10 protein-coding genes are annotated in these 10,882 nt (G+C 70.2%); 2 read left to right on the forward strand and 8 right to left on the reverse strand.

Going from position 1 to position 10,882, the window contains the following annotated elements:
• Together ACE3T5_RS19245 and ACE3T5_RS19250 are read right to left on the reverse strand one after the other, a co-directional pair.
• The coding region (locus tag ACE3T5_RS19245; RefSeq protein WP_374669722.1) for a KUP/HAK/KT family potassium transporter at window positions 1–962 on the reverse strand (962 nt) is incomplete at its 3' end.
• 52 nt (window positions 963–1,014) lie between these two features.
• Window positions 1,015–2,088 (reverse strand): MerR family transcriptional regulator, encoded by a 1,074-nt coding sequence (locus ACE3T5_RS19250; RefSeq protein ID WP_374669723.1) that lies wholly within the window; start codon window positions 2,086–2,088, stop codon window positions 1,015–1,017.
• A 125-nt stretch (window positions 2,089–2,213) separates the two neighbouring features.
• On the opposite strand from ACE3T5_RS19250, the gene ACE3T5_RS19255 reads away from it, so the two are divergent.
• The gene (locus tag ACE3T5_RS19255; RefSeq protein ID WP_374669724.1) at window positions 2,214–2,981 is read left to right on the forward strand and encodes a transglutaminase family protein; all 768 of its coding nucleotides are present in this window, start codon (window positions 2,214–2,216) and stop codon (window positions 2,979–2,981) included.
• Window positions 2,982–2,994: 13 nt separating this feature from the next.
• Window positions 2,995–3,795: an MHYT domain-containing protein gene (locus tag ACE3T5_RS19260; RefSeq protein WP_374669725.1), complete on the forward strand. Its 801-nt coding sequence runs from the start codon at window positions 2,995–2,997 to the stop codon at window positions 3,793–3,795.
• Here ACE3T5_RS19260 and gshA read toward each other — a convergent pair.
• The 6 genes from gshA to leuS all read right to left on the reverse strand — a co-directional run.
• Window positions 3,786–5,081, reverse strand: coding sequence for a glutamate--cysteine ligase (gene gshA, locus ACE3T5_RS19265; protein ID WP_374669726.1), 1,296 nt, complete (start codon window positions 5,079–5,081; stop codon window positions 3,786–3,788). The genes ACE3T5_RS19260 and gshA overlap by 10 nt on opposite strands.
• A gap of 16 nt (window positions 5,082–5,097) precedes the next feature.
• Window positions 5,098–5,586: an OmpA family protein gene (locus ACE3T5_RS19270; protein WP_374669727.1), complete on the reverse strand. Its 489-nt coding sequence runs from the start codon at window positions 5,584–5,586 to the stop codon at window positions 5,098–5,100.
• 64 nt (window positions 5,587–5,650) lie between these two features.
• Complete coding sequence (locus ACE3T5_RS19275) at window positions 5,651–6,931, reverse strand: glutamate-5-semialdehyde dehydrogenase (RefSeq protein WP_374669728.1); 1,281 nt, start codon at window positions 6,929–6,931, stop codon at window positions 5,651–5,653.
• Between the two features lie 8 nt (window positions 6,932–6,939).
• Window positions 6,940–8,022, reverse strand: coding sequence for a DNA polymerase III subunit delta (gene holA / locus ACE3T5_RS19280; protein ID WP_374669729.1), 1,083 nt, complete (start codon window positions 8,020–8,022; stop codon window positions 6,940–6,942).
• Between the two features lie 42 nt (window positions 8,023–8,064).
• Window positions 8,065–8,607, reverse strand: coding sequence for an LPS assembly lipoprotein LptE (gene lptE / locus ACE3T5_RS19285; protein ID WP_374669730.1), 543 nt, complete (start codon window positions 8,605–8,607; stop codon window positions 8,065–8,067).
• A partial coding sequence (gene leuS / locus ACE3T5_RS19290) for a leucine--tRNA ligase (RefSeq protein WP_374669731.1) occupies window positions 8,604–10,882 on the reverse strand: 2,279 nt, incomplete at its 5' end. The genes leuS and lptE, both read right to left, overlap by 4 nt.

Genomic DNA, 10,882 nt, shown 5'->3' on the forward strand with positions numbered 1-10,882 from the left:
AGGTAGCCGAGCTGGATGACCTGCTTGGTCACGCTGAAGGCGCCGGTGATGAGCGCCTGCGAGGCGATCACGGTGGCGGCGGTGGCCAGCACCACCAGCGGCAGCAGCGCCCAGTCGGGCACCATCATGAAGAAGGGGTTCTTCACCGCCGCCGGCTCGGCCAGCAGGAGCGCGCCCTGGCCGAAGTAGTTGAGCGTGAGCGCCGGCATGACGATGGAGAACCAGGCCAGGCGGATCGGCTTGCGGCCGAAGTGCCCCAGGTCGGCGTACAGCGCCTCGGCGCCGGTGACGCACAGCACCACGGCCCCGAGGATGATGAAGGCCGTGCCCGGCTGCGCGACCATGAAGCGCAGCGCGTGGTGCGGGCTGAGCGCCTGCAGGATCTCCGGGTGGTCCAGGATCTGCACCACGCCCAGCAGGGCCAGCACCGCGAACCACAGCAGCGTGATGGGCCCGAAGAAGCGGCCGATGCCGGCGGTGCCGCGCTTCTGCACCGCGAACAGGGCCAGCAGGATCAGCAGGGTGAGCGGAATCACCCACTCCTTGAAGCGGGGCGACACCACCTCCAGGCCCTCGACCGCCGACAGCACGGAGATGGCCGGCGTGATGACGCCGTCGCCATAGAACAGCGAGGTGCCGAAGATGCCCACCGCGAGCAGCACGCCGCGCAGGCGCGGCTGGTCCTTCACGGCCTGCGAGGCCAGCGCCAGCATGGCGATGAGCCCGCCCTCGCCGTTGTTGTCGGCCCGCAGCACCAGGGCCACGTACTTGAGGGAGACGATGAAGGTGAGCGTCCAGAACAGGATGGACAGCACGCCATAGACGTTGGCATGGGTGAACGGCACGTGTCCGGAGCCGAACACCTCCTTCACTGCATAGAGGACGCTGGTGCCGATGTCGCCGTAGACGACACCGACGGCGCCGATCGTCAGCGCTGCGAGCGAGGATTTCGATTGCTGCACATCGCCCCCGCCGCGGTTCGGTCGCCGCCGGGGTCCTGGACCGAGAAGCGCTCTATTGTGCCGGGGGCGCCGTTACAGTCTGTTGCGTTGCAGCAACTGCACCCGTGTCAGGGTCTTGCGGCGCCTCCGCCAGCGCCGGAGCCAGCCCGGCGTGGCGCACCGCGAGGTCCAGTGCGTGCTCGAAGAGCGCGCGCGAGGAGCCCGCCACCGAGCGCAGGTAGGCGTGCAGCCGGGCGTCCTCGGCGGAATCGGCCAGGCACTCGGCGCTGTAGGCCTCGAAGCTGGCGAGCTGCTGCACCAGCTCGGCGATGTGGCGCGGGCACTCACACAGCACGCGGCTCGGGCTGGCAGCCACGCGGGCGAGCTGGGCGTCGGTGTAGCGCCGGCGCGGAATCAGCCCGCCGACGGCGGCCCCGCCGGCGGCGGCGGTGGCTTCCACCACCACCTCGGAACGCACCAGCTCGGCCAGCTCGGCGTCCGACACCGGCTCGCGGCGGACCTGGATGCCGGCCGCCCGCAGCGACTCGACCAGCGCCTCGGCACCGAAGTTGTACAGCACGATGACCCGCCCTGGGCCCAGGCGATCCACCGTCTCCAGCAGCTGCTCGTGGCTGCGCGGATGCAAGGCATTCAGGCGGGCCAGCAGCAAGGCGGGGGCCTCGTCGGGCGCTGGAGGCGCCGCCTCCTGCACCGCCTGCAGGTTCGCGAACACCCGCCGGACTTCAGGCGCGTCGCCCTGCCAGCGGGTCTGCCACGCCTCGCCCTGCAGCCGCAGGGCGAGGGCATGGTCGATCACCCAGGCCGACAGACGCGCGCGCGCGGACGATGCCGGCGCCGGCCCGGCCAGGCTGGCGGCAGCGGGCGCCAGCCCCTGCAGCGTGGCCAGGGGCAGGCCCGCGATGGCGCCGATCGCATGGCCGGCCGCCGAGAGCTGCCGCAGCAGCCGCGCCTTCAGCACATCGTGGTCGTCGTACAGGCGGTGCTGGCCGGCCGTCTTGGCCGGCCGAAAGGCGCTGTAGCGCGTCTCCCACACGCGCAGCGTCGTGACCGGCACCCCGCTGAGCCGGGAGAGTGCGCCGATCCGGTGGGCCGGCGGCGAATCGCTCACCAGGTCGTCGATTTGCATAGATTGTGCGTAGAAGTGTTCTGTGATGAAGCCATGAGATTCCATGAATTCGTGGCATTAATCGATTTGATCTGTTTGAATTCTACGCATTCCAGAGAAAGCTGCACGTCCTGAAGTCCACCACCATGCTGACCGCACCCGCCCCCATCGATCGGGCCGAACCGCCGGCCGAAGCCTCCCGCTGGCTGACCGCCTCGCGCCAGCTCGACCTGGAGCACCCCAAGGTCCGCATCACCGCCCTGAAGCTCACCCAGCGTCACCAGACGCTGGCGCATCGCGCCATGGCCCTGCACGACCACGTGCGCAGCCTGCCCTTCGCGGCCCACGCCGACAGCGCCAGCATCACGGCCTCCGAGGTGCTGCGCCGCGGCAGCGGTGACTGCCACTCCAAGGCACTGCTGTTCACGGCCCTCTGCCGCGCCGCCGGCCTGCCGGCACGCATGCTGTTCCTGGAGGTGCGCACGCGCTTCCTGGCCGGCCTGCTGGATGAGGCGCCGCGCGCCATGATCCACGCCGTCAGCCAGGTGCTGCTCGGCGACCGGTGGCTCAGCACCGACGCCTACGTGCTGGATCCGCTGCTGTTCGCCCAGGCCCGGCTGCAGGTGCTGGACAGCGGCCTCGACTGCGGCTGGGGCCTGGTGAGCGATGCGCGCGCGCGCTGGGACGGCCAGCGCGATTGCCTGCACCAGTTCCGCGCCGAGGACATCCGCCAGGTGGCCGGCATCTTTGACGATCCGGCCGACCTCTATGCCGCCCGCGCCGCCAGCGGCACCGGCCTGCGCCACCGCCTCGCCTACGCGCTGGGCGTGAGCCTGCTCAACCGACGCGTGGCCGAGCTGCGGCGCCTGCCGCCGCAACCGCTGCCCGCCCGGCCCCCCGTTTCCATCCTCTGACGAGTCCGCGCCCATGAATCCCCTTGCCCTGCCCTTCACCATGCCTTCCAGCTACTCGCCCTCGCTGGTCGCGCTGTCCTTCCTGATTTCCGCCGTCGGCGCCTTCGTGGCCCTCACCGCGGCCGCCGGCATCGTCGGCGCCGGCCGCCGCATCAGCGTCTTCAATGCCGTCGCCAGCGGCACCGCCCTGGGCGGCATCGGCGTCTGGGCCATGCACTTCGTCGGCATGCTGTCGCTGGAGGTGGACATGGCGGTCAGCTATTCCCTGCCCGAGACGCTGCTGTCGCTGGTGGCCGCCATTGCCGCCAGTGCAGGCGCCCTGCTGTGGGTGGCCCGCCAACCCACGCCCCAGCGCATCGTGCCGGCGGGCATCCTGCTGGGTCTGGGCGTCTGCGTGATGCACTACCTGGGCATGTACGGCATGCGTTTCGGCGGACTGCTGGAGTGGGCCACGCCGGTGGTCGTCGCCTCGGTGCTGATCGCCTTCGTCGCGGCCACCGCGGCGCTCTGGCTGGCGTTCGCCACCCGCGGCTTCATGGCGCGCGTGACCGCCTCGCTGGTGATGGCGGGCGCGGTGTGCGCGATGCACTACACCGGCATGGAGGCCGCGTCCTTCATCTGCACCACGCCGACGCCCATGGCCTCGCCCCCGGGCAACTGGCTGGTGAGCGCGCTGGACCTGCCGGCGCTGGTGAGCATCGCCGCCTTCGGCATGGCCTTCGTGATCTTCATCGACCAGATGTTCCAGCGCATGGCGCGCGCGACCACGCTGCGCCTGCAACCGGCGAGCTCCGGCGGCCGCCCTCAGGCGTAGGTCTCGGCCTCGGGGTCGGTCGCCTCCAGCTCGTAGCTGGCGGCCAGCATGGCCAGGCGGCCGACCACGCCGTACATGTAGAAGCGGTTGGGCGCGCTGGCCCCGGGCTTCTGCCCCGGCTGCGGCAGACGGGTGCTCTCGGCAAACGCCAGCGGCACGAAGCTGGCGCCCGGCGCGTTGAGGTTCTCGTCGATGCCGCGCTCGGCGTGGATGCGGTAGAAGCCGCCCACCACATAGCGGTCCATCAGGTAGACCACCGGTTCGGCCACCGCCTCGTTCATGCGCTCGGCGGTCTGCACGCCCTCCTGGATGATGACCTCGGTCACCTCCTGGCCGTCCTTGATGACCGACATCTTGTTCTTCGTGCGGCGGTTCAGGACATCGAGGTCCTTCACGTCGCGCACGGTCATGATGCCCATGCCGTAGGTGCCGTTGTCGGCCTTCACCACCACGAACGGCTTCTCGTGGATGCCGTATTCCTTGTACTTCTTGCGGATCTTGGTGAGCAGCGCGTCGACGTTCGTGCGCAGGCACTCCAGGCCCTGCTCCTGGGTGAAGTCGACCTCGCCGCAGCGGTTGAACATGGGGTTGACCAGCCACGGGTCGATGCCCAGCATCTTGCCGAAACGCTTGGCGACTTCCTCGTAGCTCTGGAAGTGCCGGCTCTTGCGGCGCACCGACCAGCCCGCGTGCAGCGGCGGCAGCAGGTACTGCTCGTGCAGGTCTTCCAGGATGCCCGGGGCGCCGGCCGACAGGTCGTTGTTCAGCAGGATCGTGCAGGGGTCAAAATCCTTCAGCCCCAGGCGGCGCTTGGTACGCACCACCGGCTCCAGCGTGATCGTCTCGCCGTCGGGCAGCACCACCGGCGTCGGCTTCTTGATCTCCGGGCTGATGGAGCCGATGCGCACGTTCAGCCCCGCCATGTGGAAGATGCGCTTCAGCTGCAGCACATTGGCCAGGTAGAACGTGTTGCGGGTGTGGTTCTCGGGAATCACCAGCAGGTTCTTGGCCTCGGGGCAGATCTTCTCGATCGCCGCCATCGCCGCCTGCACCGCCAGCGGCAGCATCTCGGGCGTGAGGTTGTTCCAGCCGCCGGGGAACAGGTTGGTGTCCACCGGGGCCAGCTTGAAGCCGGCGTTGCGGATGTCCACCGAGGTGTAGAAGGGCGGCGTGTGCTCCATCCATTCCAGCCGGAACCAGCGCTCGATGGCCGGCATGGAATCCAGCACGCGCTGCTCCAGCTCGTTGATGGGGCCGGTGAGGGCGGTGACGAGGTGCGGAACCATGGCGTGCCTGTCGCGGTTACTGCAGCGTCACTTCGACGCGGCGGGCCTCGGCCAGGTCGCCGCTGCCGGCGGTGACCTCGGGCTTCTTCAGCTCGATGCGGTCTTCGGTCACGCCTAGCGCCTTGAGCGCGTCACGCACCGCAAACGCGCGCTGCTTGGCCAGTTCCTCGTTCTTCGCCGGGTCGCCGGTGGTGTCGTGGAAGCCGCTCACCAGCGCCTTCTTGCCGCCCTGCACGCCCTTGACCGTCTCGGCCAGGGCCTCGTTGGCGCTGGCGGCCAGGTCGGCTTTGCCGGAGGCGAAGTAGAACTTCACCACGCCGCCCTCGACCTTCACACTGGGGCCATCGGCCGCGGCCGCAGCCACCGCCGGCGCGGCCGCCTTCGGCGCCTCGGCCGGGCCGTCGCTGGAAATGGCGATGCCGATCACCAGGGCCAGCACCGCGGCCACCACGCCGAACACCACGCCAATGGCCAGGCCGGTGTTGTCGTCGTCATTGGAAAACATCTGTGGAATCTCCGTTGAATGCAAATGGGGGAGGCCCGTGCCCGCGAGGCCACGGGCGCGTGACTCAGCCGCGCACCTCGCCCTGGCCCAGCACCACCCACTTGAGGGACGTCAGGCCCTCGATGCCCACCGGACCGCGGGCGTGGAACTTGTCGGTGCTGATGCCGATCTCGGCGCCCAGGCCGTACTCGAAGCCGTCGGCGAAGCGCGTGCTGGTGTTGACCATCACGCTGGCGGAATCGACCTCGCGCAGGAAGCGCTGGGCATGCACGTGGTTCGTGGTGAGGATGGCGTCGGTGTGGTGTGACGAATAGTGGTTGACGTGCGCGATGGCCTCGTCCACGCCGGCCACGACCTTGACGCTGATGACGGGGGCGAGGTATTCCTCGAACCAGTCCTGCTCGGTGGCATCGACCACGGTCGCGCCCGGCACGCCGGCCAGCAGCGCGCGGCTCTCCGGGCAGCAGCGCATCTCGACGCCCTTGGCCGCGAACACGGCGCCGATGCGCGGCAGGAACGCCGCCGCCACGCCGCGCGCCACCAGCAGGCTCTCGGTGGCGTTGCAGGGGCTGTACTTCTGCGTCTTGGCGTTCTCGGTGACCTTCACCGCGAGATCCAGATCACAGGGGTCGTCCACGTAGGTGTGGCAGTTGCCGTCCAGGTGCTTGATGACCGGTACCTTGGCCTCGCGGCTGATGCGCTCGATCAGGCCCTTGCCGCCGCGCGGGATGATCACGTCCACATGCTCCGGCATGGCGATCAGCCGGCCCACGGCCTCGCGGTCGGTGGTCTGCACCAGCTGCACCGCCTCGGCCGGCAGGCCGGCCTGTGCCAGCGCGCGCTGCACCAGCACCGCCAGCGCGCGGTTGGAGTCGATGGCCTCGGAGCCGCCACGCAGGATGCACGCGTTGCCGCTCTTGATGGAGAGGCTCGCGGCCTCGATGGTCACGTTCGGCCGGCTCTCGAAGATCATGCCGAACACGCCCAGCGGCACGCGCATCTGGCCCACGCGGATGCCGCTGGGCTGCTGGCGCAGGCCGCTCACCTCGCCGATCACGTCGGCCATGGCGGCGAGCTGCTCGCAGCCGACGGCCAGCGTCTCGATGATCTTCGGCGTGAGGCGCAGGCGGTCCACCATGGGCGGCGCGAGGCCCGCCTCGACAGCGCGCTGCAGGTCCTTGGCGTTCTCGACCTGGAGCGCGTCGGACTCGGTGCGCAGCAGCACCGCCAGCGCGCGCAGGGCGGCATTGCGCTCGGCCGCGCTCGCGGCCGCGATGCGGGCCGAGGCGGCACGCGCCTGGGCCCCCAGGTGCGCCATGTGCTCGGCGATGTTCAGCGCGTTCATGCCCCCGATTATCCCCTTGCGGCCGCGCGGCCGGCGCCGCCCTCGGCCGCGGCGGCCATGGCCAGCCGCAGGGCCAGGCGGTGCAGCGCCTGCCAGCCGTCGGTGGGCCAGCCTGGCGCCTTCAGGCCCTTGCAGATGCCGTCGACCACATGCGCGTCGCGCACCAGCTGCTGCAGCAGGGCCGGCGCCAGACGCGGCAGCACGCGCTCGAACAGGCGCTGCTTCGGACCCCACACGCGCTGCTCCTGCAGCGCCATCGGCAGCGGCCGGCCGGCGGCCATCGCGGCCGCCACGCGGGCCAGCGAGCGGATGTCCCCGGCGAGCAGGAACAGCACCCGCACCTCGGCCTCGCCTTCGGCCTGCAGGCCGTCCAGCATGCGCTGTACGCGCGCCGGCTGGCCAGCGAGCACGGCCTCCACCAGCCGGGTGGCGTCGTAGCGGGCCACGTTGAGCACGGCGCGTTCGACGTGCTCGAAGCTCAGCTCACCGGCAGGATGCAGCAAGCCCAGCTTCTGGATCTCCTGGTGGGCGGCCAGCAGGTTGCCCTCCACCTGGTCGGCAAAGAACTGCAGCGTGCGCTGGCCCTCCTCGCCCGCGGCGACGCGCTGGCCCTGGGCCGCCAGCCGCTGCGCGATCCACTGCGGCAGCGCCGAACGCTCCACCGGCTGCAGCTCGATCATCACGCCGGCCTGCTCCAGCGCCGCGAACCAGGCGCTCTTGCGGGTGGCGAAGTCCAGCCCGGGCAGCAGCACCAGCGTGAGCACGCCGTCGTTGCCGGGCGCCGTCTCGGCCAGCTGCTGCAGCGCCGTGCTGCCCTCCTTGCCGGGCTTGCCGGTGGGAATGCGCACCTCCACGATCTGCCGGTCGGCGAACAGGCTGAGCGAGCCGCCGGTGGCGAGCACCGCGCCCCAGTCGGGCCGCTGGCCGATCATCGTGTGCACGCTGCGCTCGGTGTAGCCCTGCGCGCGCGCGGCCGCGCGGATGGCATCCGCCGCCTCCTGCGCGAGCAGCGGCTCGTCGCCGTGCAGGGTGTACAGCGGGCGCAGGCCGCGCTGCAGGTGCGCGGCAAGCTGGGCGGCGGCGAGCTGCATGGCCTGTCGGGGGGCGTGGGCAGCCGGGAGCGCCCGGGCGGGCTAGAGGGACTTCAGCGCCGCCAGGCGGCGCATGAGCTGCTGCACGATGTCGGCCTGCATGTCGCGGTACAGAAGGCCTTCCTCGGCCTCCTTGGCGAGCACGGCCGATTCGTTGAAGCTGATGTCGCGTGTCTGCAGCAGCTCCGTCTCCTCGATCAGCTGCTTGCCCTTGGGCGTGGCCACGCGGAAGCGCACCCGCAGGCGCAACTGGAACTCGCGCACCTGGCCGCTGGCGTTGACGCCCACCACCACCTTCTCGCGCTGCTCCTGCGGCAGGAACAGCACGACGTCGGCACCCACCATCTTCTGCGGGTCCACCACCACCTCGACCTTGCCGCCGGCCGCCAGGCTGCGCCGCAGCTCGTTGCCCAGCGGCGAACTGGAGCCGGCGCCGATGACGATGGACTGGAAGGCGAAGTCGGGCGCCTGGCGCAGCTTGAAGCCGCACCCGGCCAGCAGCAGGGCGGCCGCCGGCGCGAGGAGCGCGCCGCGGCGCGCGGCCTGGATGCCCGCCTGCGCGGGCCGGGCGGGCTGGTCGGTCATACCACCACGTTGACGAGGCGGCCGGGCACCACGATCACCTTCTTCGGCGAGGCGCCGGCGGCGAACTTCACGAAGGCCTCGCTGGCGACGGCGATGCGTTCGATGGTGGCGCGGTCGGCGTCCGCCGGCACCTGCACCGAGCCGCGCAGCTTGCCGTTGACCTGCAGCATCAGCTCGATCTCCGTCTGCACCAGGGCGGCCTCGTCCACGCGCGGCCACGGCGCATCCAGCAGATCGCCGTGCGCCTGCGCATAGCCCAGCGCCTGCCAGAGGCCGTGCGTGACGTGCGGCGTGACCGGATAGAGCGCACGCAGCAGGATGCCGAAGCCCTCGCGCAGGGCCGCGACCGCGCCGGCCTCGGCCGTCGCCTTGAAGTCCTCCAGCGCATTGAGCATCTTCATCGCGCCGGAGACCACGGTGTTGTACTGCATGCGCTGGTAGTCGTAGTCCACCTGGCGCAGCACCGTGTGGATCTCGCGGCGCAGCGCCTGCACCGCCTGGGACGGCGCGCCTTCCGCGGAAGCTGGCAGCGCCTGCAGCTTGACGCCGAAGTGCCACACGCGCCGCAGGAAGCGGTAGCTGCCCTCCAGCGCGTCGTCGTTCCACTCCAGCGTGGCCTCGGGCGGCGCGGTGAACATGGTGTACAGGCGCGCCGTGTCGGCGCCGTACTTCTCGATCAGGTCCTGCGGATCCACGCCGTTGTTCTTGGACTTGGACATCGTGGTCCAGCCCTCGTACGTGACCGGCTGGCCGTCGGCCTTGCTCGTGGCCGAGATCACCTTGTGGTGCTCGTCGCGCACGATGTCCAGCTCGCTCGCCCAGTAGTACTGCTTGCCGGTGGTGGTGCGCGAGAACGCCTCGTTGAGCACCATGCCCTGTGTCAGCAGCTTGGTGAAGGGCTCGTCGATCTTCACCAGCCCCAGGTCGCGCATGACCTTGGTCCAGAAGCGCGCGTACAGCAGGTGCAGGATGGCGTGCTCGATGCCGCCGATGTACTGGTCCATCGGCATCCAGTACTGCGTGCCGCCGGCCACCATGGCCTGGTCGTTGGTCGGGTCGCAGTAGCGCATGAAGTACCAGGACGAATCCACGAAGGTGTCCATGGTGTCCGTCTCGCGCCGCGCGGGCTGGCCGCACACCGGGCAGGTGCAGGCGAGGAAGTCCTCGCGCTTGTTCAGCGGGTTGCCGCTGCCGTCGGGCACGCAATCCTGCGGCAGCACGACCGGCAGGTCCTTCTCGGGCACCGGCACCGCGCCGTGCTCGGGGCAGTGGATGATGGGGATGGGCGTGCCCCAGTAGCGCTGACGGCTCACGCCCCAGTCGCGCAGGCGCCAGGTGGTCTTCTTCTCGCCCAGGCCCTTCTGCTGCAGCGCGTGCGCCACCGCGTCCACAGCGTCGCGGTAGCTGAAGCCGCTGAAGCTGTCGGAGTTGATCGTCACGCCGCGCGTCTTGTCGGCGTACCAGTCGTTCCAGCGCTGGTAGTCGTAGTGCTCGCCGTCCACGTGCACCACCTGCAGGATGGGCAGGCCGTACTTGAGGGCGAAGGCGAAGTCGCGCTCGTCGTGGCCGGGCACGCCCATCACGGCGCCGTCGCCATAGCTCATGAGCACGTAGTTGCCCACCCACACGTCCACGGGCTCGCCGGTGAGCGGATGCGTCACCTGCAGGCCGGTGCGCATGCCTTCCTTCTCCTTCAGCGCGAGTTCGGCCTCGGTGGTGCCGCCCTTCTTGCACTCCTCGATGAAAGCGGCCAGCTTCGGGTCGCGCTTCGCGGCGTGGGCCGCCAGCGGGTGCTCCGGCGCCACGGCGCAGAAGGTCACGCCCATGATGGTGTCGGCGCGCGTGGTGAAGACGTACATCTTCCCGTCGCCGATCAGCGCGCCGTCGTCGCCACGGATGTCGTGCGGGAAGGCGAAGCGCACGCCCTCGCTGCGGCCGATCCAGTTCTCCTGCATCAGCTTCACGCGCTCGGGCCAGCCGGGCAGGTGGTGCTGCACGTGCTCCAGCAGTTCCGCCGCGTAGTCGGTGATCTTCAGGTAGTAGCCCGGGATCTCGCGCTTCTCCACCACCGCGCCGGTGCGCCAGCCCTTGCCGTCGATCACCTGCTCGTTGGCCAGCACGGTCTGGTCCACCGGGTCCCAGTTCACCACCTGGGTCTTGCGGTAGGCGATGCCCTTCTCCAGCATCTTCAGGAACAGCCACTGGTTCCACTTGTAGTAGCTGGGGTCGCAGGTGGCGACCTCGCGCGACCAGTCGATGGCCAGGCCCATGGCCT

It is taken from the genome of Ramlibacter sp., from assembly GCF_041916345.1.
Classification (GTDB): Bacteria; Pseudomonadota; Gammaproteobacteria; order Burkholderiales; family Burkholderiaceae_C; genus Ramlibacter.